General features: G+C 68.3%; 34 protein-coding genes. 3 read left to right on the forward strand and 31 right to left on the reverse strand.

Annotated elements, in window-relative coordinates; translation table 11 throughout:
• Window positions 1-71: 71 nt before the first annotated feature.
• The 30 genes from rplQ to rpsJ form a co-directional block, all read right to left on the reverse strand.
• Entirely contained in the window at window positions 72-596 is a 525-nt protein-coding gene (gene rplQ / locus ACFXG1_RS12545; protein ID WP_384714909.1) for a 50S ribosomal protein L17, read from the reverse strand.
• Between the two features lie 195 nt (window positions 597-791).
• The gene (locus ACFXG1_RS12550) at window positions 792-1,814 is read right to left on the reverse strand and encodes a DNA-directed RNA polymerase subunit alpha (protein WP_146481858.1); all 1,023 of its coding nucleotides are present in this window, start codon (window positions 1,812-1,814) and stop codon (window positions 792-794) included.
• A gap of 188 nt (window positions 1,815-2,002) precedes the next feature.
• Window positions 2,003-2,407, reverse strand: a complete 405-nt coding sequence (gene rpsK, locus ACFXG1_RS12555) for a 30S ribosomal protein S11 (RefSeq protein ID WP_003956432.1) — start codon at window positions 2,405-2,407, stop codon at window positions 2,003-2,005.
• 65 nt (window positions 2,408-2,472) lie between these two features.
• Window positions 2,473-2,853, reverse strand: a complete 381-nt coding sequence (gene rpsM / locus ACFXG1_RS12560; protein WP_384710002.1) for a 30S ribosomal protein S13 — start codon at window positions 2,851-2,853, stop codon at window positions 2,473-2,475.
• 197 nt (window positions 2,854-3,050) lie between these two features.
• Window positions 3,051-3,164 (reverse strand): 50S ribosomal protein L36, encoded by a 114-nt coding sequence (gene rpmJ, locus ACFXG1_RS12565; RefSeq protein ID WP_003956441.1) that lies wholly within the window; start codon window positions 3,162-3,164, stop codon window positions 3,051-3,053.
• A 60-nt stretch (window positions 3,165-3,224) separates the two neighbouring features.
• Entirely contained in the window at window positions 3,225-3,446 is a 222-nt protein-coding gene (gene infA / locus ACFXG1_RS12570; protein WP_003956442.1) for a translation initiation factor IF-1, read from the reverse strand.
• A 225-nt stretch (window positions 3,447-3,671) separates the two neighbouring features.
• Entirely contained in the window at window positions 3,672-4,511 is an 840-nt protein-coding gene (map, locus tag ACFXG1_RS12575) for a type I methionyl aminopeptidase (protein WP_384709999.1), read from the reverse strand.
• A gap of 165 nt (window positions 4,512-4,676) precedes the next feature.
• Window positions 4,677-5,330 carry an adenylate kinase gene (locus ACFXG1_RS12580; RefSeq protein ID WP_384709995.1) on the reverse strand — a complete coding sequence of 218 codons (654 nt, stop codon included), beginning with the start codon at window positions 5,328-5,330 and terminating at the stop codon, window positions 4,677-4,679.
• Complete coding sequence (gene secY, locus ACFXG1_RS12585) at window positions 5,330-6,649, reverse strand: preprotein translocase subunit SecY (RefSeq protein WP_384709992.1); 1,320 nt, start codon at window positions 6,647-6,649, stop codon at window positions 5,330-5,332. Before secY ends, ACFXG1_RS12580 begins: the two co-directional genes overlap by 1 nt.
• Window positions 6,650-6,903: 254 nt before the next feature.
• Window positions 6,904-7,359, reverse strand: a complete 456-nt coding sequence (rplO, locus tag ACFXG1_RS12590) for a 50S ribosomal protein L15 (protein WP_384709989.1) — start codon at window positions 7,357-7,359, stop codon at window positions 6,904-6,906.
• 1 nt (window position 7,360) lies between these two features.
• On the reverse strand, window positions 7,361-7,543 hold the full coding sequence (rpmD, locus tag ACFXG1_RS12595) for a 50S ribosomal protein L30 (RefSeq protein ID WP_384709986.1): 183 nt from the start codon (window positions 7,541-7,543) through the stop codon (window positions 7,361-7,363).
• On the reverse strand, window positions 7,543-8,148 hold the full coding sequence (gene rpsE / locus ACFXG1_RS12600) for a 30S ribosomal protein S5 (protein ID WP_005313527.1): 606 nt from the start codon (window positions 8,146-8,148) through the stop codon (window positions 7,543-7,545). The genes rpmD and rpsE overlap by 1 nt, the downstream gene beginning before the upstream one ends.
• Window positions 8,149-8,194: 46 nt before the next feature.
• Complete coding sequence (rplR, locus tag ACFXG1_RS12605) at window positions 8,195-8,578, reverse strand: 50S ribosomal protein L18 (protein ID WP_384709983.1); 384 nt, start codon at window positions 8,576-8,578, stop codon at window positions 8,195-8,197.
• A gap of 3 nt (window positions 8,579-8,581) precedes the next feature.
• Complete coding sequence (gene rplF / locus ACFXG1_RS12610; RefSeq protein WP_384709980.1) at window positions 8,582-9,121, reverse strand: 50S ribosomal protein L6; 540 nt, start codon at window positions 9,119-9,121, stop codon at window positions 8,582-8,584.
• Between the two features lie 21 nt (window positions 9,122-9,142).
• A complete protein-coding gene (gene rpsH, locus ACFXG1_RS12615; RefSeq protein WP_006347222.1) occupies window positions 9,143-9,541 on the reverse strand; it encodes a 30S ribosomal protein S8 in 399 nt (132 codons plus the stop codon).
• Between the two features lie 210 nt (window positions 9,542-9,751).
• Window positions 9,752-9,937: a type Z 30S ribosomal protein S14 gene (locus ACFXG1_RS12620; protein ID WP_003956452.1), complete on the reverse strand. Its 186-nt coding sequence runs from the start codon at window positions 9,935-9,937 to the stop codon at window positions 9,752-9,754.
• Between the two features lie 5 nt (window positions 9,938-9,942).
• Window positions 9,943-10,500 carry a 50S ribosomal protein L5 gene (rplE, locus tag ACFXG1_RS12625; RefSeq protein ID WP_006347223.1) on the reverse strand — a complete coding sequence of 186 codons (558 nt, stop codon included), beginning with the start codon at window positions 10,498-10,500 and terminating at the stop codon, window positions 9,943-9,945.
• Window positions 10,500-10,823, reverse strand: coding sequence for a 50S ribosomal protein L24 (gene rplX, locus ACFXG1_RS12630; protein WP_361956715.1), 324 nt, complete (start codon window positions 10,821-10,823; stop codon window positions 10,500-10,502). Before rplX ends, rplE begins: the two co-directional genes overlap by 1 nt.
• 2 nt (window positions 10,824-10,825) lie before the next feature.
• Window positions 10,826-11,194 carry a 50S ribosomal protein L14 gene (gene rplN, locus ACFXG1_RS12635; protein ID WP_003956455.1) on the reverse strand — a complete coding sequence of 123 codons (369 nt, stop codon included), beginning with the start codon at window positions 11,192-11,194 and terminating at the stop codon, window positions 10,826-10,828.
• A 98-nt stretch (window positions 11,195-11,292) separates the two neighbouring features.
• On the reverse strand, window positions 11,293-11,577 hold the full coding sequence (gene rpsQ / locus ACFXG1_RS12640) for a 30S ribosomal protein S17 (RefSeq protein ID WP_384709975.1): 285 nt from the start codon (window positions 11,575-11,577) through the stop codon (window positions 11,293-11,295).
• Window positions 11,577-11,801 carry a 50S ribosomal protein L29 gene (gene rpmC, locus ACFXG1_RS12645; RefSeq protein ID WP_351565954.1) on the reverse strand — a complete coding sequence of 75 codons (225 nt, stop codon included), beginning with the start codon at window positions 11,799-11,801 and terminating at the stop codon, window positions 11,577-11,579. Before rpmC ends, rpsQ begins: the two co-directional genes overlap by 1 nt.
• Entirely contained in the window at window positions 11,801-12,220 is a 420-nt protein-coding gene (gene rplP, locus ACFXG1_RS12650) for a 50S ribosomal protein L16 (RefSeq protein ID WP_006347227.1), read from the reverse strand. The genes rpmC and rplP overlap by 1 nt, the downstream gene beginning before the upstream one ends.
• 5 nt (window positions 12,221-12,225) lie before the next feature.
• The gene (rpsC, locus tag ACFXG1_RS12655; protein ID WP_384742311.1) at window positions 12,226-13,059 is read right to left on the reverse strand and encodes a 30S ribosomal protein S3; all 834 of its coding nucleotides are present in this window, start codon (window positions 13,057-13,059) and stop codon (window positions 12,226-12,228) included.
• The gene (rplV, locus tag ACFXG1_RS12660) at window positions 13,059-13,406 is read right to left on the reverse strand and encodes a 50S ribosomal protein L22 (RefSeq protein ID WP_384710005.1); all 348 of its coding nucleotides are present in this window, start codon (window positions 13,404-13,406) and stop codon (window positions 13,059-13,061) included. The genes rpsC and rplV overlap by 1 nt, the downstream gene beginning before the upstream one ends.
• A 51-nt stretch (window positions 13,407-13,457) precedes the next feature.
• Complete coding sequence (rpsS, locus tag ACFXG1_RS12665; protein ID WP_003948639.1) at window positions 13,458-13,739, reverse strand: 30S ribosomal protein S19; 282 nt, start codon at window positions 13,737-13,739, stop codon at window positions 13,458-13,460.
• A 12-nt stretch (window positions 13,740-13,751) separates the two neighbouring features.
• Window positions 13,752-14,588: a 50S ribosomal protein L2 gene (gene rplB / locus ACFXG1_RS12670; protein ID WP_384709969.1), complete on the reverse strand. Its 837-nt coding sequence runs from the start codon at window positions 14,586-14,588 to the stop codon at window positions 13,752-13,754.
• A 51-nt stretch (window positions 14,589-14,639) separates the two neighbouring features.
• Window positions 14,640-14,969 carry a 50S ribosomal protein L23 gene (gene rplW / locus ACFXG1_RS12675; RefSeq protein ID WP_384709966.1) on the reverse strand — a complete coding sequence of 110 codons (330 nt, stop codon included), beginning with the start codon at window positions 14,967-14,969 and terminating at the stop codon, window positions 14,640-14,642.
• Entirely contained in the window at window positions 14,969-15,622 is a 654-nt protein-coding gene (gene rplD, locus ACFXG1_RS12680) for a 50S ribosomal protein L4 (RefSeq protein ID WP_384709962.1), read from the reverse strand. The genes rplW and rplD overlap by 1 nt, the downstream gene beginning before the upstream one ends.
• Window positions 15,623-15,627: 5 nt before the next feature.
• Window positions 15,628-16,272, reverse strand: a complete 645-nt coding sequence (gene rplC / locus ACFXG1_RS12685; protein WP_006347233.1) for a 50S ribosomal protein L3 — start codon at window positions 16,270-16,272, stop codon at window positions 15,628-15,630.
• Between the two features lie 14 nt (window positions 16,273-16,286).
• Window positions 16,287-16,595 carry a 30S ribosomal protein S10 gene (gene rpsJ, locus ACFXG1_RS12690; protein WP_003948644.1) on the reverse strand — a complete coding sequence of 103 codons (309 nt, stop codon included), beginning with the start codon at window positions 16,593-16,595 and terminating at the stop codon, window positions 16,287-16,289.
• Between the two features lie 662 nt (window positions 16,596-17,257).
• Between rpsJ and ACFXG1_RS12695 the strand changes: the two genes are divergently transcribed.
• Genes ACFXG1_RS12695 through ACFXG1_RS12705 form a run of 3 tightly spaced genes read left to right on the forward strand, consistent with a single transcriptional unit; the run spans window position 17,258 to window position 20,500 of the window.
• Window positions 17,258-18,982, forward strand: a complete 1,725-nt coding sequence (locus ACFXG1_RS12695) for an RNA ligase family protein (protein WP_384709958.1) — start codon at window positions 17,258-17,260, stop codon at window positions 18,980-18,982.
• Window positions 18,969-20,195, forward strand: a complete 1,227-nt coding sequence (locus ACFXG1_RS12700; RefSeq protein WP_384742314.1) for an RNA repair domain-containing protein — start codon at window positions 18,969-18,971, stop codon at window positions 20,193-20,195. Before ACFXG1_RS12695 ends, ACFXG1_RS12700 begins: the two co-directional genes overlap by 14 nt.
• Complete coding sequence (locus tag ACFXG1_RS12705) at window positions 20,177-20,500, forward strand: hypothetical protein (RefSeq protein WP_384742316.1); 324 nt, start codon at window positions 20,177-20,179, stop codon at window positions 20,498-20,500. Before ACFXG1_RS12700 ends, ACFXG1_RS12705 begins: the two co-directional genes overlap by 19 nt.
• On the opposite strand, the gene ACFXG1_RS12710 is transcribed toward ACFXG1_RS12705, so the two are convergent.
• Entirely contained in the window at window positions 20,491-21,078 is a 588-nt protein-coding gene (locus ACFXG1_RS12710; protein ID WP_384719698.1) for a Uma2 family endonuclease, read from the reverse strand. The two genes, ACFXG1_RS12705 and ACFXG1_RS12710, sit on opposite strands and share 10 nt — an antisense overlap.
• Window positions 21,079-21,116: the final 38 nt, after the last annotated feature.

Raw genomic sequence — 21,116 nt, forward strand, 5'->3', positions numbered from 1 at the left:
GGGACGGGCCCGCTCCCCCGAGGGGGAACGGGCCCGTCCACCAGCCGTGGGAACGCGATCGGCGGAACCGATCAGGCGTCCTTGGACTCCTTGGACTCCTCGACGGCCTCGGCGGCCGGCTTGGCGTCCTCGACCGGAGCGGCGTCCTCGGCCTCGGCGGACTCCTTCTTCAGGGCGTCCTCCTTCACCGCGCGCTTGGTCGCGGCCTCGGCCTCGTCCACGGTCGCCTTCTTGGCGATCTCGCCCTCGACGAGCTCGATCACGGCCATCTTGGCGTTGTCACCGCGACGGTTGCCGACCTTGGTGATCCGGGTGTAGCCACCCGGGCGCTCGGCGTAGCGCGGGGCGATCTCGGTGAAGAGCGTGTGGACGATGCCCTTGTCCGTGATCGTCTGAAGAACCAGGCGACGGTTGTGGATGTCGCCCTTCTTCGCCTTGGTGATCAGCCGCTCGGCGACCGGACGAAGGCGGCGGGCCTTGGCCTCGGTCGTGGTGATCCGGCCGTGCTCGAACAGCGCCTTCGCGAGGTTCGCGAGGAGCAGCCGCTCGTGCGCTGCGCTGCCGCCCAGACGGGCGCCCTTGGCGGGCTTCGGCATGGTGTTTCTCCTTGTGTCTGCACCGGCCGTATCAGGTACCGATGTCAGGGCCCCGCAGGCGGCCGCCTGCGGGCAGATGGTGCGCCCCGGTCAGGGGCGCGGGTAACCGCGCGATCAACCACTGCGAACGCGCGGTCCCTCACCGGGCGGCGGGCCCACGGTCTCCCGTGAAGGACCCGCGCCCGGCGAGACGGCTCAGTACTGCTCGGTCTCCACGAACCCGGCGTCCGCGTCGTCGTCCGCCCCGAAGGCGTCCGCGGCGGCGGTCGGGTCGAATCCGGGCGGGCTGTCCTTGAGCGCGAGGCCCATGCCGGCCAGCTTCGCCTTGACCTCGTCGATCGACTTCGCGCCGAAGTTGCGGATGTCGAGCAGGTCCGCCTCGGAGCGGGCCACCAGCTCGCCCACCGAGTGGATGCCCTCGCGCTTGAGGCAGTTGTAGGAGCGGACCGTCAGCTCCAGCTCCTCGATCGGCAGGGCCAGGTCCGCGGCGAGCGCGGCGTCCGTCGGGGACGGACCCATGTCGATGCCCTCGGCGTCGATGTTCAGCTCGCGGGCGAGACCGAACAGCTCGACCAGGGTCTTGCCGGCGGAGGCCATGGCGTCACGCGGACGCATCGCCTGCTTGGTCTCGACGTCGACGATCAGCTTGTCGAAGTCGGTGCGCTGCTCGACTCGGGTGGCCTCGACCTTGTACGTGACCTTCAGCACCGGCGAGTAGATGGAGTCGACCGGGATCCGGCCGATCTCCTGGCCCACCTGCTTGTTCTGCACGGCGGAGACATAGCCGCGGCCGCGCTCGACCGTCAGCTCCATCTCCAGCTTGCCCTTGCCGTTGAGCGTGGCGAGGACGAGGTCGGGGTTGTGGACCTCGACACCGGCCGGGGGCGCGATGTCGGCGGCGGTGACCAGACCCGGGCCCTGCTTGCGCAGGTACATCACGACCGGCTCGTCGTGCTCACTGGAGACGACGAGCTGCTTGATGTTGAGGATCAGGTCGGTGACGTCCTCCTTGACGCCCGGCACGGTGGTGAACTCGTGCAGGACCCCGTCGACCCGGATGGACGTGACGGCCGCGCCCGGGATCGAGGAGAGGAGGGTACGGCGGAGGGAGTTGCCGAGGGTGTAGCCGAAGCCCGGCTCCAGCGGCTCGATCACGAACCGGGAGCGGTACTCGTCGACGACCTCTTCGGTCAGCGAGGGACGCTGAGCGATCAGCATGTGGATCGTTCCTTCATTCGGGGGCACCCACTATTTGACGCCCACAAGGTGTTGCCTAAAACAGGGTACGGGCGGTACGGCCCCAACGGGGACGTACCGCCCGGTCGCGACGGACGGAGGCGAGTCCGTACCGTCGCGACAAGCCACTCGAAGCGGCCGGCGAAACCGGCCACCCGAAGCGCGCAGCGTCAGACGCGGCGGCGCTTCGGCGGACGGCAGCCGTTGTGCGGGGTGGGGGTGACGTCCTGGATCGAGCCGACCTCGAGGCCGGTGGCCTGGAGGGAGCGGATCGCGGTCTCACGGCCGGAGCCGGGACCCTTGACGAAGACGTCGACCTTGCGCATGCCGTGCTCCTGCGCGCGGCGGGCGGCCGACTCGGCGGCCATCTGCGCGGCGAACGGAGTGGACTTGCGCGAGCCCTTGAAGCCGACGTGGCCGGCGGAGGCCCAGGAGATCACGTTGCCCGAGGGGTCCGTGATCGAGACGATCGTGTTGTTGAACGTGCTCTTGATGTGCGCGTGGCCGTGAGCGACGTTCTTCTTTTCCTTGCGGCGCACCTTCTTGGCAGCGCCCTGACGTCCCTTGGGGGGCATCTAATAACTCCTACGGGAGGTGGTCGGTCCTACAGCGAAGACCGCTGATGAGCGTCCGCTGAGGACTACTTCTTGCCCGGCTTCTTCTTACCGGCGATGGCGCGACGCGGACCCTTGCGGGTACGGGCGTTCGTGCTGGTGCGCTGGCCGTGGACCGGCAGACCGCGGCGGTGACGCAGACCCTGGTAGCAGCCGATCTCGACCTTGCGGCGGATGTCGGCCTGGATCTCGCGGCGGAGGTCACCCTCGGTCTTGAGGTTGCTGTCCACGTACTCGCGGATCTTGACCAGGTCTTCCTCGGCCAGGTCACGAACGCGGGTGTTCGGGTTCACACCGGTGGCGGCGAGGGTCTCCTGCGCCAGGGTGCGGCCGATCCCGAAAACGTAAGTGAGTGCGATCTCCACACGCTTTTCACGCGGGATGTCGACACCGGAAACGCGTGCCATTCAATGGCTCCTGTGTACTCGGGGGTCTTCCACAGAGCCGCTCCCGGCCGCCGACCATCCGAATCGGATGGTGGTACGTCCGGGTCCCCGGCCCCCGCCGGAGGTGTCGCCGACCCTGACGGGCTGGGCGGACTCTGCGTATGAACGATGTTTTGCTCGCGTCGCGCGAAGTACTGCGATGTGCTGGTCGGCGTACGTCAGCCCTGGCGCTGCTTGTGGCGCAGGTTGTCGCAAATGACCATGACCCGACCATGACGGCGGATCACCTTGCACTTGTCGCAGATCTTCTTGACGCTCGGCTTGACCTTCATGGGATGTCAGGTTCTCCGGGTCAGTGCCACCGTCCCGCACGAGGCGGTCGGGGACAAGATCTACTTGTAGCGGTAGACGATCCGGCCACGCGTCAGGTCGTACGGAGACAGCTCCACCACGACCCGGTCGTCCGGAAGGATTCGGATGTAGTGCATCCGCATCTTGCCGGAGATGTGCGCGAGGACCTTGTGACCGTTCTGAAGCTCCACCTTGAACATGGCGTTCGGGAGGGACTCGATCACGGTGCCCTCGATTTCGATGGCACCTTGCTTCTTGGCCACGCTTCGCCCTTCGAATCGGCTACCTTGATCGGCTCCCCACCCCTCCGCGAGACCGCGCGCACGCGGGCAGACGGGTACACGAGAGCCGACGCATCAGTCTACGTCAGGCCATCCGAAAAGACGAATCCACCGAGTTTGCCCAGTCGACAAGATCTTTACGCACCGGCCGGACCCCGCTCCCCCGGACGGGGGCGCTCCGCCGCCCGCTCCGGGGGCGCCGGTCCATCAGGAGCCCAGCGGGTCGGGCGCCGCGGTGATACCCAGCTCGGCCAGCTTGGCCCGGCCGCAGTCCGGGGAGGTCAGCACCAGCGGACCGGCCTCGGTGAGGGCGACCGAGTGCTCCCAGTGGGAGGACCAGGTGCCGTCGGTGGTGATCACGGTCCACTCGTCGGCCAGGACCTCGGTCTTCGGGGTGCCGAGGGAGACCATCGGCTCGATCGCCAGACAGAAGCCGGGCACCAGCCGGGGGCCCTTGCCGCGCTTGCGGGAGACGTAGTTCAGCAGATGGGGCTCCATGTGCATCGCGGTCCCGATGCCGTGGCCGCCGTAGTCCTCGATGATCCCGTAACGTCCGCCGCCGGGCTTGGGCTGGCGGCGGATATAGGTCTCGATGGCCCGGGAGACGTCCACCAGCCGGCTGCCCGCCTTCATGGCGGCGATCCCGGCCCACATGGACTCCTCCGTCACCCGCGACAGCTCCACCAGCTCCGGAGCGTGACCGGTGCCCACGAAGGCGGTGTACGCGGCGTCCCCGTGCCAGCCGTCGACGATGGCGCCGGCGTCGATGGAGATGATGTCGCCGTCCTTGAGGACGGTCTTGTCGTCCGGGATGCCGTGGACGACCACCTCGTTGACCGAGGTGCAGATGGTCGCGGGGAACCCGCCGTACCCCAGGAAGTTCGACTTCGCGCCGTGATCGGCGATCGCCTTACGGGCGACCTCGTCGAGGTCCCGGGTGGTGGCGCCGGGGACGGCGGCCTCCCGGGTGGCCGCGTGGACGGCGGCGACGACCAGCCCCGCCTCGCGCATCTTCGCGATCTGCTCCGGGGTCTTGATCTGCACCATGCCCGTGTCCTTGCCTCTCACCGGTGTCGTCCGCGCCCGTCCGCCGCGCGCCCGTTCCCCGGGCCGCCCGGACGCGCGGGGGCTCTCGCTCAACAGTACGGCCGCGGCGTCCACCGGACACCGCGGCCGTTCGGCGTCGTACGCCGTACCGCCCTCTCGGACGGGTCAGTCCTTCTTGCCCAGCGCTTCCATCGCCCGTCCGGTCACCTCGGTGACCGGGCCGAGCGCCGAGATCGTCACTACGAGGCCCTGACCCCGGTAGTAGTCGATGATCGGCTCGGTCTGGGTGTGGTAGACCTCCAGGCGCTTGCGGACGGTCTCCTCGGAGTCGTCGTCGCGCTGGTAGAGGTCGCCGCCGCAGGTGTCGCAGACGCCCGCCTCCTTCGGCGGGTGGTACGACACATGGAAGACGTGGCTGGAGTCGTTCCGGCAGATCCGCCGGCCGGCGATCCGCTTGACCACCTCGTCCTCGGGGACCTCCAGGTCCAGTACCGCGTCGAGGGTCATGCCCTCGGACTTCAGCATCGCGTCGAGGGCCTCGGCCTGGGACACATTGCGCGGGAAGCCGTCGAGCAGGAAGCCGTTCCCGGCGTCCGGACGGCCCATGCGGTCCTTGGCCATACCGATGGTGACCTCGTCGGGCACCAGATCTCCCGCGTCCATGTAGGACTTCGCCCGGCGCCCGAGTTCGGTGCCCTGGCTGATGTTGGCGCGGAAGAGGTCGCCCGTGGAGATGTGCGGGATCGACAGGTTCTCGGCAAGGTACGCAGCCTGCGTTCCCTTGCCGGCCCCGGGAGGTCCGACGAGGACGATTCGCATCAGCGGAGGAACCCTTCGTAATTGCGCTGCTGGAGCTGGCTCTCGATCTGCTTCACGGTCTCCAGACCCACACCCACGATGATGAGGATGCTCGTCCCGCCGAACGGGAAGTTCTGGTTCGCGCCTCCGAAGCCCGCCAACGCCATCGTCGGGACAAGAGCAATCAGACCCAGGTACAGCGAGCCCGGCCAAGTGATCCTGTTGAGCACGTAGCTCAGGTACTCGGCAGTAGGTCGACCAGCCCGGATACCCGGGATGAAACCACCATACTTCTTCATGTTGTCCGCTACGTCCTCGGGGTTGAACGAGATGGCGACGTAGAAGAAGGCGAAGAAGACGATCAACAGGAAATACGTGATGATGTAGTACGGATGGTCGCCCTTGACCAGGTGGTTCTCGATCCACGTCTTCCAGGAGGAGGTACCGCTGGAGAACTGTGCGATCAGCGCCGGGATGTAGAGCAGCGACGAGGCGAAGATAACCGGGATGACACCGGCCTGGTTCACCTTGAGCGGGATGTACGTCGAGGTTCCGCCGTACGAACGGCGTCCGATCATCCGCTTGGCGTACTGCACCGGGATGCGGCGCTGGGCCTGTTCGACGAAGACGACCAGGGCCACCATCACGAAGCCGATGAGGATGACGGTGCCGAACTCGATCCAGCCGTCGGCGAGCTTGCCGCTCTCCTTGATGGCCCAGAGGGAGCCGAGGAAGCCGGCCGCGATCGAGATGAACATCAGGATGGACATGCCGTTGCCGATACCGCGGTCGGTGATCAGCTCACCGAGCCACATCACGGCGGCGGTACCCGCGGTCATGGTGAGGACCATGACGACGGTGGCGTAGATCGACTTGTCGGGGACGATCTCCGTACCGACGGAACATCCCTGGAACAGCATGCCGTTACGGGCGGTCGCCACCAGGCCGGTGCCCTGGAGCACGGCGAGGGCCACCGTCAGATACCGGGTGTACTGGGTGATCTTCGCGGTACCGGACTGGCCCTCCTTCTTGAGGGCTTCCAGACGCGGGATCACCACGGTGAGCAGCTGGAGAATGATGCTCGCCGTGATGTACGGCATGATGCCGAGGGCGAAGACGGTGATCTGCAGCAGCGCACCACCGCTGAGCATGTTCACCAGGCCGAACAGGCTGTTGTTGCTCTCGGCCGCCTGGTTCACACAGGTCTGAACGTTCTGGTAGTCGACGCCCGGTACGGGGACGTGCGATCCGAGCCGGAACAGAATGATGATGCCGAGCGTGAAGAGCAGCTTCTTGCGCAGGTCGGGCGTCTTGAACGCTCGGGCGAACGCGGTGAGCACGGTGCCTCCTGCGACCCCCGCGCTACTGCGTCAAGGGTGACGGTCTTGAGGATCGACGGATAGTTGTCAGCTAACTAACAGCAAAACGCCCGGCCGGGTTCCCGGTGAGGAGCCGACCGTTCGGGATTGTTCACAGCAGTGTGACGCCGCCACCTTACCGGCGAGGGTGCCACCCGTGGAACGACCAACCGGGGATGCCCCTTTTGGGAGGCATCCCCGGTCGATGATTTCAGCTTTCAGCCACTGAACAGGTCTCAGACCAGTTCGGTGACGGAACCGCCCGCCGCGGTGATCTTCTCCTTGGCGGACTCGGAGACGGCGTCGACCGTCACCGTGAGCGCCACGGAGATCTCGCCCTGGCCGAGCACCTTGACGAGGTGGTTCTTGCGAACGGCACCCTTGGCGACCAGACCGGCCACCGTGACCTCTCCACCCTCGGGGTAGAGCGCGGCCAGCTTGTCGAGGTTCACGACCTGGTACTCGGTACGGAACGGGTTCTTGAAGCCCTTGAGCTTCGGGAGACGCATGTGGAGGGGCATCTGCCCGCCCTCGAAGCGCTCCGGAACCTGGTAGCGGGCCTTGGTGCCCTTGGTACCACGACCAGCCGTCTTACCCTTCGACGCCTCACCACGACCGACACGGGTCTTCGCGGTCTTGGCGCCGGGGGCGGGACGGAGGTTGTGGACCTTCAGCGGCTTCTGCTCCGCCATATCAGTCGACCTCCTCGACCGTCACGAGGTGGCGGACGGTGTGCACCATGCCGCGGAACTCGGGGCGGTCCTCCTTGACAACCACGTCGTTGAGCTTCTTCAGCCCGAGCGAGCGCAGGGTGTCGCGGTGGTTCTGCTTGCTGCCGATGTACGACTTCTTCTGCGTGATCTTGAGGCGGGCCATTACGCACCCGCTCCCGCACGCGCACGCAGCAGAGCCGCGGGGGCGACGTCCTCGAGGGGCAGACCGCGGCGGGCCGCGATCTCCTCGGGACGCTGCAGGCCCTTGAGGGCCGCCACGGTCGCGTGCACGATGTTGATCGCGTTGTCGGAGCCGAGCGACTTCGACAGGATGTCGTGAACGCCGGCGCACTCCAGGACGGCGCGCACCGGGCCACCGGCGATAACACCGGTACCGGGGGAAGCGGGCTTCAGCAGGACGACGCCCGCGGCCTTCTCACCCTGGATGGGGTGCGGGATGGTGCCCTGGATGCGGGGGACCTTGAAGAAGTGCTTCTTGGCCTCCTCAACACCCTTGGCGATGGCGGCCGGCACCTCCTTGGCCTTGCCGTAACCGACACCGACGGTGCCGTCACCATCGCCCACCACGACCAGCGCGGTGAAGCTGAAGCGACGACCACCCTTCACAACCTTGGCGACGCGGTTGATCGCGACAACGCGCTCAACGTACGCGGTCTTCTCGGCGGCGGCTGCGCCGCCGTCACGGCCCTTCCGGTCCCGCCGCTCGCCGCCACCGGCACCGCTTCCGCGGCGCTGGGGTCCAGCCATTGGATTTACCTCTCTCTGTTACGTCCGTTAGTCCCGGAACCGGGGCTTAGAACTTCAGCCCGGCTTCGCGGGCGGCGTCAGCCAGAGCGGCAATGCGCCCGGCGTACCTGTTGCCACCACGGTCGAACACGACGGCCTCGACGCCGGCGGCCTTGGCGCGCTCGGCGACCAGGGCACCGACCTGCTTGGCCTGGGCGCTCTTGTCGCCCTCGCCACCGCGGATCGAGGTGTCCAGGGTCGACGCCGACGCGAGCGTGTGGCCCGCGATGTCGTCGATGACCTGGGCCACGATGTTGCGGTTGGAACGCGTCACGACCAGGCGCGGACGCTCCGGAGTACCGGAGACGTTCTTGCGGACGCGGATGTGGCGTCGCTTGATGGCGGCGCGCTTGTACGCGTCGCCCTTAGCAATCTTGACACCGTATGCCATGGCTTACTTACCCGCCTTTCCGACCTTGCGGCGGATGACCTCGCCCGCGTACTTGACGCCCTTGGCCTTGTACGGGTCGGGCTTCCGCAGCTTGCGGATGTTCGCGGCGACCTCGCCGACCTTCTGCTTGTCGATGCCCTCGACCGAGAACTTGGTCGGCGACTCGACCTTGAAGGAGATCCCCTCGGGGGCCTCCACCAGGATCGAGTGGCTGTAGCCGAGCTGGAACTCCAGGTTGGAGCCCTTCGCGGCCACGCGGTAACCGACACCGCTGATCTCGAGCGCCTTCGTGTATCCCTGGGTCACACCGGTGATCATGTTCGCCACCAGCGTGCGGGACAGGCCGTGGAGGGCCTTGTTCTGACGCTCGTCGTTCGGACGGGTGACGGACAGTACGCCGTCTTCGCCCTTGGCGATCTCGATAGGCGCCGCGACGGTGTGCGTGAGAGAGCCCTTGGGACCCTTCACGGCGACCGTGCGGCCCTCGATGGTGACGTCCACACCGGCGGGAACCTGGATGGGGAGCTTGCCGATACGCGACATTGCTATTCCTCCGTTCCCGAACTACCAGACGTAGGCGAGGACTTCCCCACCCACGCCCTTCTTCTGCGCCTGCTGGCCGGTCAGGAGGCCGTGCGACGTGGAGATGATCGCCACGCCGAGGCCACCGAGAACCTTGGGCAGGTTGGTGGACTTCGCGTACACCCGGAGACCCGGCTTCGAGATCCGCTTGATGCCCGCGATGGAGCGCTCACGGTTCGGGCCGAACTTGAGCTCCAGGACGAGGTTCTTGCCGACCTCGGCGTCCTCGACCTTCCAGCCCGTGATGAAGCCCTCCTGCTGGAGGATCTCCGCGATGTGCGACTTGATCTTGCTGTGCGGCATGGTCACGGAGTCGTGGTACGCCGAGTTCGCGTTCCGCAGACGCGTCAGCATGTCTGCGATGGGATCAGTCATGGTCATGAATTGGCCTTCGGCCTCTCTCGCCGGGGTTTCCTGTATGCGCCATCCCTCTCCCCACACAGGGGCGGGACGGGTGCGGCGCGGGGACCTACGGCGTAGTAAGTCGTACGGGCGACGGGCGCCCAACCCTCCCAGCCTACGCCATGGAGGGCCGGGCTCCCGCCAGCCCTTTGCTTACCGAGAGACTCCGGTCGTTCCCGAAAAGGGGAACTACCAGGAGCTCTTGGTCACGCCCGGCAGCTCGCCGCGGTGAGCCATCTCACGAAGGCACACACGGCAGAGGCCGAACTTGCGGTACACGGAGTGCGGACGGCCACAGCGCTGGCAGCGGGTGTACGCGCGCACACCGAACTTGGGCTTGCGGGCGGCCTTGGCAATAAGAGCCTTCTTCGCCATCTCGCTTACGCCTCCTTGAAGGGGAAGCCGAGGTGACGAAGGAGGGCGCGGCCCTCGTCGTCGTTGGTCGCCGTGGTGACCACGGTGATGTCCATACCCCGGACGCGGTCGATCTTGTCCTGGTCGATCTCGTGGAACATGACCTGCTCCGTGAGACCGAAGGTGTAGTTGCCACGGCCGTCGAACTGCTTCGGCGACAGGCCGCGGAAGTCGCGGATGCGCGGAAGCGCCAGCGACAGGGTGCGGTCCAGGAACTCCCACATGCGGTCACCGCGGAGCGTGACGTGGGCACCGATCGGCTGGCCCTCACGCAGCTTGAACTGCGCGATGGACTTGCGGGCCTTGGTGACGGCCGGCTTCTGTCCGGTGATCGTGGTGAGGTCCTTGACGGCACCGTCGATCAGCTTGGAGTCGCGGGCGGCGTCGCCCACACCCATGTTGACCACGATCTTGACGAGGCCGGGAACCTGCATGACGTTCTCGTACGAGAACTCCTCGAGCAGCTTGCCCTTGATTTCCTCGCGGTACTTCGTCTTGAGACGCGGGGTGGTGGTGGTAGCCATCAGATGTCCTCACCCGTCCGCTTGGCAACGCGGATCTTGTTGCCCTCTTCGTCGAAGCGGTAACCGACGCGGGTCACGACCTTGTTGCCGTCCTTCTCCACGACGAGCTGAACGTTGCTCACGTGGACGGGGGCCTCGGTCGTCACGATCCCGCCGGCCTGCGAAGCGCGGCCGGGCTGGTTCGCCTTGGTGTGCTTCTTGACCCGGTTGACACCCTCGACCAGGACACGGTCCTCGCGGGGGAAGGCCGCGATGACCTTGCCCTGCTTGCCCTTGTCCTTACCGGTGATGACCTGGACCAGGTCGCCCTTCTTGATCTTCATGCTTACAGCACCTCCGGCGCGAGCGAGATGATCTTCATGAACTTCTTCTCGCGCAGCTCACGACCCACCGGGCCGAAGATACGGGTGCCGCGAGGGTCGCCGTCGTTCTTCAGAATGACGGCGGCGTTCTCGTCGAAGCGGATGTACGAGCCGTCCTGGCGGCGGCGCTCCTTGACGGTGCGAACGATGACCGCCTTGACGACGTCACCCTTCTTCACGTTGCCACCGGGGATCGCGTCCTTGACGGTGGCGACGATGACGTCACCGATGCCCGCGTAGCGGCGGCCCGAGCCACCGAGAACACGGATGCAAAGGATCTCCTTGGCACCAGTGTTGTCGGCGACACGCAGCCGCGACTCCTGCTGGATCACGTCTTATCTCCTGTTTGTCTGCCGGTTCCCCGGGGGCCGCTTCGGAAAGCGGCCCCCGGAGCCTGGCGGAACTGACCCGAGGGAAAGCCCTCGGGCGATTACTTGGCCTTCTCGAGGATCTCGACGACGCGCCAGTGCTTGCTGGCGGACAGCTTCCGGGTCTCCATCAGGAGGACACGGTCGCCGACGCCGGCGGCGTTCTGCTCGTCGTGGGCCTTGAGCTTGTTCGTACGGCGGATGACCTTGCCGTACAGAGCGTGCTTGACGCGGTCCTCGACGGCGACGACGACGGTCTTGTCCATCTTGTCGCTGACGACCAGACCCTCACGGGTCTTCCGCGCGTTGCGCTCGGTCTTCTGCTCGGTCACGTTGTTCTCAGTCATCAGGCGTTCTCCACCGTTTCGATGCCCAGCTCGCGCTCGCGCATCAGGGTGTAGATCCGCGCGATGTCCTTACGGACGGCCTTCAGCCGACCGTGGTTCTCAAGCTGTCCGGTCGCCGCCTGGAAGCGGAGGTTGAACAGCTCTTCCTTGGCCTCGCGGAGCTTGTTCACCAGCTCCTCGTTGCCCAGCTCGCGCAGCTCGGACGCCTTGGTTCCGGCCGACATCACGCCTCACCTGCCTCGCGCCGAACGATGCGGCACTTCATCGGAAGCTTGTGAGCAGCGCGGGTGAGCGCCTCACGAGCAATCTTCTCGTTCGGGTAGGACAGCTCGAACATCACCCGACCGGGCTTGACGTTCGCGATCCACCACTCGGGGGAACCCTTACCGGAACCCATGCGGGTCTCGGCGGGCTTCTTGGTGAGCGGGCGGTCCGGGTAGATGTTGATCCAGACCTTGCCGCCACGCTTGATGTGGCGGGTCATCGCGATACGAGCCGCCTCGATCTGGCGGTTGGTCACGTACGCCGGCGTGAGGGCCTGGATGCCGTACTCGCCGAACGCAACCGTCGTACCACCCTTGGACATACCGCTGCGCTTCGGGTGGTGCTGCTTGCGGTGCTTGACCCTACGGGGGATCAGCATGGCGGTCAGGCCTCCGTTCCGGTGCTCTCAGCAGCCGGAGCAGCGGCGGCGGCCTCGGCCTTGGGGGCCTCGGCGCCGGCGCTCTGCTGCGGCTTGCGACCGCGACCGCCACGCTCGCCACCGCGGCCACCACGGCCGGCCGGGCGGTCGGAACCACCACGGGCCGGGCGGTTGCCGGCGCGGGCAGCGGCGTTCTCGGCGCGGACCTCGGCGATGTTCTTGACGTCGCCCTTGTAGATCCAGACCTTCACACCGATACGGCCGAAGGTGGTCTTGGCCTCGAAGAAGCCGTACTCGACGTTCGCGCGGAGCGTGTGCAGGGGCACCCGGCCCTCGCGGTAGAACTCCGAGCGGGACATCTCGGCGCCGCCGAGGCGGCCACCGCACTGGATCTTGATGCCCTTGGCGCCCGCCTTCATCGCCGACTGCATGCTCTTGCGCATGGCACGGCGGAAGGAGACACGCGAGGACAGCTGCTCGGCCACGGCCTGGGCCACCAGCTGAGCGTCGACCTCGGGGTTCTTGACCTCGAGGATGTTCAGCTGGACCTGCTTGCCGGTGAGCTTCTCGAGGTCGCCGCGGATGCGGTCGGCCTCGGCGCCGCGGCGGCCGATCACGATGCCCGGACGCGCGGTGTGGATGTCCACCCGCACACGGTCACGGGTGCGCTCGATCTCGACCTTGGAGATGCCGGCGCGCTCCATGCCGGACGTCATCATCCGACGGATGGCGACGTCTTCCTTGACGTAGTCCTTGTACAGCTTGTCGGCGTACCAACGGGACTTGAAGTCCGTGGTGATACCGAGCCGGAACCCATGCGGGTTAACCTTCTGGCCCATTACCGGGTTCCTTCCTTGCTGCTGACGACCACGGTGATGTGGCTGGTCCGCTTACGGATCCGGTAGGCACGGCCCTGGGCACGCGGACGGAACCGCTTCAGGGTCGGGCCCTCGTCCACGTACGCCTCGCTGATGAACAGCGAAGAGGCGTCCGAGTGGTCGTAGTTGTGAGCGGCGTTGGCAATGGCGCTGTCCAGCACCTTGCCGACGGGCTCGCTCGCGGCCTGCGGGGCGAAACGCAGGACCGCCTGAGCCTCCGTGGCGTCCATGCCACGGATGAGGTCCACCACGCGGCGGGCCTTCATGGGCGTGACGCGGATGTACCGCGCCTGGGCCCTGGCTTCCATGGTTGTCCCTTCAGTGTCTGACACGTTCGTCATAGTCGTTCACACCCCGCGTTAGCGGCGCTTCGACTTCCGGTCGTCCTTGACGTGGCCGCGGAAGGTGCGCGTCGGCGAGAACTCGCCGAGCTTGTGGCCGACCATCGACTCGGTGACGAACACCGGGATGTGGGTCTTGCCGTTGTGCACCGCGATCGTGTGGCCCAGCATGGCCGGGACGATCATCGAGCGACGGGACCAGGTCTTGATGACGTTCTTGGTGCCTGCTTCGTTCTGGACGTCCACCTTCTTGATCAGGTGGTCGTCGACGAAGGGCCCCTTCTTGAGACTGCGCGGCATCTAAACCCGCTCCTAGCGCTTCTTGTTCGTCTTGCGGCGGCGGACGATGTACTTGTTGCTCGCCTTCTTGGGAGAACGAGTACGACCCTCCTTCTGACCCCACGGGCTGACCGGGTGGCGACCACCGGAGGTCTTGCCCTCACCACCACCGTGCGGGTGGTCAACCGGGTTCATCGCGACACCGCGGACGGTCGGGCGGACGCCCTTCCAGCGCATCCGGCCGGCCTTGCCCCAGTTGATGTTCGACTGCTCGGCGTTGCCGACCTCACCGATGGTGGCGCGGCAGCGGACGTCGACCAGACGGATCTCACCGGACGGCATCCGGAGGTGGGCCATGACCCCCTCCTTCGCCAGCAGCTGCACGGACGCACCGGCGGAGCGGGCGAACTTCGCGCCGCCGCCGGGCCGCAGCTCGATGGCGTGGATGGTCGTACCGACCGGGATGTTGCGCAGCGCCAGGTTGTTGCCGGGCTTGATGTCGGCGCCGGGACCGTTCTCGATCCGGTCGCCCTGGCTCAGGCCACGGGGGGCGATGATGTAGCGCTTCTCGCCGTCCGCGTAGTGGAGCAGCGCGATGCGCGCGGTGCGGTTGGGGTCGTACTCGATGTGCGCGACCTTCGCCGGCACGCCGTCCTTGTCGTGACGACGGAAGTCGATCACACGGTAGGCGCGCTTGTGGCCACCGCCCTGGTGGCGGACGGTCACACGACCGGTGTTGTTACGGCCGCCCTTGCTGTGCAGCGGGCGGACCAGCGACTTCTCCGGCGTGGACCGCGTGATCTCGACGAAGTCGGCGACGCTGGAGCCACGACGGCCCGGGGTCGTCGGCTTGTACTTGCGGATACCCATTGTCTCTCAGTCCTCGGAAGAATCCGGACTATCTAGACGTCCCTACCCCCGTCAGGAGGTCGGGCCGCCGAAGATGTCGATGCGGTCGCCCTCGGCGAGGGTCACGATGGCGCGCTTGGTGTTGGCGCGCTTGCCGAAACCGGTGCGGGTGCGCTTGCGCTTGCCCTGCCGGTTGATCGTGTTGACCCCGGTGACCTTGACCGAGAAGACCGCCTCGACGGCCTGCTTGATCTGGGTCTTGTTGGCGCGCGGGTCGACGACGAACGTGTACTTGTTCTCGTCCAGCAGCGCGTAGCTCTTCTCGGAGACAACCGGCTTGACCAGGAGGTCGCGGGGGTCCGTGAAGGTCTTGCTGGTGACGCCGGTGGTGTTCTCGGACATCAGGCGTCGCTCCCTTCGGTCTCGACGGCCTTGTCGGGCCCGGACACGAAGGACTCGAAAGCGGTCTTCGTGAAGACCACGTCGTCCGAGACGAGCACGTCGTACGTGTTCAGCTGGCCCGGCTCCAGGATGTGCACCTGGGGCAGGTTGCGGGCGGAGAGCCACGCGGCCTCGTCGGAGCGCTCGACGACCAGGAGCAGGTTCTTCCGCTCCGAGATCTTGCCGAACAGCGTCTTGGCGGCCTTGGTGGAGACCTCGCCCTCGATCACGCCGGAGACGACGTGGATACGGGAGTGGCGAGCCCGGTCGGAGAGGGCACCGCGCAGGGCGGCGGCCTTCATCTTCTTGGGGGTCCGCTGCGAGTAGTCACGCGGCACGGGGCCGTGCACGACGCCACCGCCGGCGAACTGCGGGGCGCGGGTCGAACCCTGACGGGCGCGGCCGGTGCCCTTCTGGCGGTACGGCTTGCGGCCACCACCACGGACCTCGCCACGCGTCTTGACCTTGTGCGTGCCCTGACGGGCCGCGGCCAGCTGCGCGACGACGACCTGGTGGATCAGCGGGATGCTGACCTTGGCGTCGAAGATCTCGGCCGGGAGCTCTACGGTCCCGGTCTTGTCGCCCGCGGGCGACAGAATGTCAATGGTGCTCATAGTCCTCAGGCCCCCTTGGCCGCGGTGCGGACCAGGACGAGGCCGCCGTTCGGACCAGGAACCGCGCCCTTGATGAGGAGCAGGCCCTTCTCCGCGTCAACGGCGTGAACGGTCAGGTTCTGGGTGGTGACCCGCTCGTTGCCCATACGGCCCGCCATGCGGAGGCCCTTGAACACACGGCCCGGGGTGGCGCAGCCACCGATGGAGCCGGGCGAGCGGTGCTTGCGCTGGGTACCGTGACCGGCGCCGAGGCCCTTGAAGTTGTGACGCTTCATGACACCGGCGAAGCCCTTGCCCTTGCTCTTGCCCGTGACGTCGACCTTGACGCCGGACTCGAACACCTCGGCCGTGATCTCCTGGCCGAGCGTGTACTCGGCGGCGTCGGAGGTACGGAGCTCCACCAGGTGGCGGCGCGGGGTCACATCGGCCTTGGCGAAGTGGCCCTTGAGGGGCTTGTTCACCTTGCGCGGGTCGATCTCGCCGAAGGCGATCTGGACCGACTCGTAGCCGTCCCTGTCATTGGTACGGACCTGGGTAACGACACAGGGCCCGGCCTTGACGACGGTCACCGGGACGACACGGTTGTTGTCGTCCCAGACCTGGGTCATGCCGAGCTTCTCGCCCAGGACGCCCTTGATCTGCTTTGCCATCTCTTCCGCGCCTCTCAGAGCTTGATCTCGATGTCAACGCCGGCCGGAAGGTCCAGGCGCATCAGCGAGTCAACGGTCTTGGGCGTCGGGTCGAGGATGTCGATCAGGCGCTTGTGCGTACGCATCTCGAAGTGCTCGCGCGAGTCCTTGTACTTGTGCGGCGACTTGATGACGCAGTACACGTTCTTCTCAGTGGGCAGCGGCACCGGGCCAGCGACCGACGCACCAGTACGCGTCACCGTCTCGACGATCTTCTTCGCCGAAGAGTCGATGACCTCGTGGTCGTAGGCCTTGAGCCGAATGCGGATCTTCTGTCCCGCCATGGCTACTCAGTAGTCCTGTCTCTTCGTACGCTCCGGAACCCGGCGGGTACCGCGATCCTCTCCGACCCACGCGGTCGGGCGTGTCGCACTCCCTCTACGCAGATGTCCCTAAGGACATCCCAACCAAGGGGGTGCGGGCCTGGCCCGCGCGCCGGGGAAGAACCACCCACCGGGTGCCTGGTCGGTACCCCGCTGACACTTCCCGGAAGATTCCCGTACGTCCGCCCCAGCGCTGCCGTGCGGGCCTTTCGGCCTGTGGGGCAGTTGGGGCGACGAGTACTGTGGGACTCGCTTCCGGTCCTCCCGGCGGGAGGCGCGCAGCATCGGCACTCAACCGAGCAACCCGCTTAGTCTGCCATACGGGGCCGGGACCTGGCCAATCGGGTCGAAGAGGGTACCCGTACCGCCCCTGCTTGCAAACTCCGGCACACCCGGTGTGCCCGGAACACCGCCCGGAAGCTCCGGCTCCGCCCCAAACCGGCGCCGACCTGCGCAGACCCGCACGGACCCGCGGCACGATCCGCGGCGCGATCCGCCGCCCGCGGCAAATTCGTTCGATCACCGCACCCGGCCGTTCCTACAGTGGGTGACCACACGACCGCGTCCGGGGGGCCGCGGTCGTTTCCGACCGACGGGACGAGCGGGACGAACAGGGGGCCGGGATGCGTACGCACTATCCCCGTACGCCCCATCTCCCCTGGTCGCCCGGGGCGAGCGCGGACGATGTACGGATCACCCGGGACACGGCCGCCGGATTCGCCGGGCGCGAGATCGTCGTCACCGAGAAGCTCGACGGCGAGAACACCACCCTCTACCGGGACGGGCTGCACGCCAGATCGCTCGACTCCGCGCACCATCCGTCCCGGACCCGGGTCAAGGCCCTCCAGGGCCGGATCGGCCGGGCCGTCCCCGCCGGCTGGCGGATCTGCGGCGAGAACATGCTCGCCCGCCACTCCCTCGGCTACGACGACCTCGACGGCTTCTTCTACGGATTCTCCGTCTGGGACGACCGGAACCGGTGCCTCGGCTGGGACCGTACGGTCGCCTTCCTGCGCGGTATCGGCGTTCCGGCCCCGCGCGTCCTGTGGCGCGGAAGGTACGACGAGAAGGCGCTGCGGGCCCTGCGGGTCGACCCCGCGCGCCAGGAGGGGTACGTGGTCAGGACCGCGGCGGGATTCGGTTACGAGGAGTTCGGTACCCGGGTCGCCAAGTGGGTGCGCCCCGGACACGTACAAACCGACCGGCACTGGATGCACTCCGCCGTCGTCGAGAACCGGCGCGGCCCGGGGGCGGTGCTGTGGGACATCAGGTCCGGGGCGCCCGTACCGGCCGCCGACCTGGCCGCGGCGATCGCCCCCGCGCTCGGGGAGACCCCGGGCACGCCCACGCAGGACCTTCCCGCCGCCCTGGCCGGTCTCGACCTCCTCGGCGACGAGCGGCTGACCGCCGCGCTCGGGCTGCTGCTCTCGGCGGAGCCCCGCGGCGGGCTCGGCGGCCGGCTCGCCCCCGTCGTGGGGATGCGGACCGCCCGCCGGGTCGCCGACCTGGTGGGCCTCGGTCCGCGGCCGCACCGGCCGTTCCCGGACGAGGAGCGGCGCGGCGGGCTGATCCGGATGGCGTACGCCGCCGACCCCCGGGTCCTGCACACGGTGGCCCGCGCCCTCGCGCCGACCGCCGAGGCCCGGGAGCAGACCGAGTGGTCGGCGCTGCACGCCCAGGACGCCGGGTTGTTCGAGACACCCGCGCCCTGGGAGTCCTGGTCCTTCGACGGCCTCTCCCCCGACGCGGCCGACCGCTGCCGGGCCGAGGCCAGGGAGGCGTACGCGCGGGGCCGGATCGGCGGTGCGCCGGAGGCCGTCGCCGCCACCTGGCGCTGGCGCGACGGCCGGTTCCCCCGGCTGATCCAGCTGGTGGGGCCGTCCGGCAGCGGCAAGAGCACCTTCGCGGCGACGGTCCCGGCCGACCACCGGATATCCCTCGACGCGCTGCGCGAGGAGGCCGGGGACCGGGCCGACCAGCGGGCCAACGGGGACGTCCTGCGCCGGGCCGCCGCCCTGCTGGACACCGCACTCGCGGCCGGCGGGACCACCGTCTGGGACGCCACGGGACTCGACCGGCATCAGCGGGCCCGGGTCCTGGCGGTCGCCGACCGCAGGAACGCGCTGGTCACCCAGGCCGTGGCGGTCGTCGACGGGGCGGAGCTGATCCGGCGCAACGGGATCCGGGAGCATCCCGTACCGCCCGCCGTGCTCGACCGCCAGTTGCGCCGCTTCGCGCCCCCGTATCCGGGCGAGGCGCACCGGACCTGGTATCTCGGCGCCGACGGCACGGTCGAGGACACCGACAACGGCACGAGCGGGGGCGGCGGCGGGCATGCGGACGAGTGAGCAGATCTACCACCGGATCCGGTGGGACGCCCGGTTCGACCCCGGCCGGTTCGCCGTCGGGGTCGCCCAGCGCGGCGGCGCGGCGCCGAAGCGGGTGCCGCTGGCCTCGTTCGTCCCCGGCGGGGACGTCCCCTGGCACCGGGTCGTCTGGTTCGAGGCCGACGGGGAACGGGTCTGGGACCGGGAGACGGGCACCGACCGTATCGACACCTCGGACGCGGGCCGGGCCCGCTCCCCCCGGCTGCTGGTCCCGCCGTTCTTCGAACCCGTCGCGGTCGACGGCGTACCGGACGGCGGCGTACCGGTACGCCGGGCGCCGCGGGTGCTGACCTGGAACACGCTGTGGGACCGGTACGACGCCGAGCGCATCGACACCGCCCGCCGCCGCCCGCTCCTGCTGGCCGCCCTGCGGGACGCCGACGCCGATGTGATCGCGCTCCAGGAGGTGGAGCCGCCGCTGTACGACCTGCTGCGGGACGCGGAGTGGGTCCGGGACGGCGGCTGGACGCTGCTGCCGGGGCGCCGGGCGGCCGGGGAGTACGGGCTGCTGATCATGACCCGGCTGCCGGTACGGGAAGCGGGCCGGCAGGTGCTCGGCCCCCACAAGGCCGTCCTCGCGGTCGTCGTGGAGAGCGCCGAGGGTCCGCTCACCGTCGCCACCACCCATCTGACCAGCGACCACACCGCCGAAGGCCCGGCGCTGCGCCGGACCCAGCTCGCCGCCCTGCGGGAGGGCTTCGCCGGGGTCGGCGGGGATCTGGTGGTGACGGGCGACATGAACGACACCACCGGGCTGCCCGGCGGGATCCTCGATATGGCGGACGCCTGGACGGACGCCCCGGAGCGCGTGCCCGACGACCCCGAAGCGCCGACCTTCGACCCGCGGGTCAATCCGCTGGCCGCCGTCGGCTCCCTCACCGGCCGGGCGGGCCGGATCGACCGGGTGTTCCTGCGGGGGCGGTACACGGCCCGCCGGGCCGTACTGACCGGGACCGCGCCGGACCGGGACGGGCTGTACGCCTCCGACCACTTCGGCGTCCTGGCCGAACTGACGACCCTGCCCGCGGTCCCCCGCCCGCGCTCCCACTCCCGCGGCGACGACACCCACGCGGCCCGCGCCACCGACACCCTGCACCGGGTGACCGGGGCGTTCCCCGAGGGCTCCGTCCATCTCGTGGGGTCCCGCCGGATGGCGTGCGAGCTGCCGGGCTGAAGTTCACCACGGGCGGGCTCGACGTCGACCTGGTCGTCGTCGGCACGGGTGACGTGCCGCCCGCGCGGGCCGTGGAGCGCCGTACCGAACTCGGCGATGCGGCGGCGGTCGCGCTGAGCGCCGTCGGCGACGCGGACGCGGTCCTCGCACTCGCGGGCGCGGCCCGCCGGGACTCCTTCACCGGCCTCGCCCGGGAGGTGAAGGCGTGGGCGCGGGCGAAGGGCCTGGACTCGGCGCCGTTCGGCGGGCTCCCCGGCCTGGGCTGGGCCCTGCTCGCGGCCCGGGGCCTGACGGGTCAGGAGTAGCGGGGCAGATCCTCGGTGGGGATGGTCCAGTCGCCGACGGTGACGGGCTCCCCGTAGACGAAGTCCTTCCGGGTCGCGTAGCGGGGGCCGCTCGCGGTCGGATGGATGTCGGAGAACACCGCGCCCTCGCCCGTACGGGGATCGAAGATCACATAGATGGGGATCCCCAGCAGCGAATAGTCCCGTACCTTGCCGATCCAGTCGTTGTCGGGGTTCGACCGGGACACCACCTCGATCGCCGCGATCAACGACCGGGGATCGAAGGGCCCATCGACCTCCATGTCCCGCTCGGCGATGACCATCACATCCGGATGCCTCAGCACACCCCGGGCGATGTCCTCGACATCCGGCGCCCCGGTATGGGCGAGCAACCCCTCCGGCATGACCTTCTCCAGCCGCCGACTGACCCGCGCGGCGGTCAACTCGTGCGGCCCCACCGGCGAGATCAGGTCGTGCACCAGCCCTTCGGGGGTGATCTCCACCTTTCCCGGTACACCGCGCCGGAGGCGTTCGGCGGTGGCCTTGAGGCGCTGGTAGCGGAGGGCATCGTGGTCCGCCTGGTCCGGGCCCGGGGTCATGGCAGTCGCCGCCTTCGTATGGTCCGCGGGCCGGTCTT

Origin of the sequence: Streptomyces sp. NPDC059248 (assembly GCF_042753905.1) — a bacterium.
Taxonomy (GTDB): Bacteria; Actinomycetota; Actinomycetes; order Streptomycetales; family Streptomycetaceae; genus Streptomyces.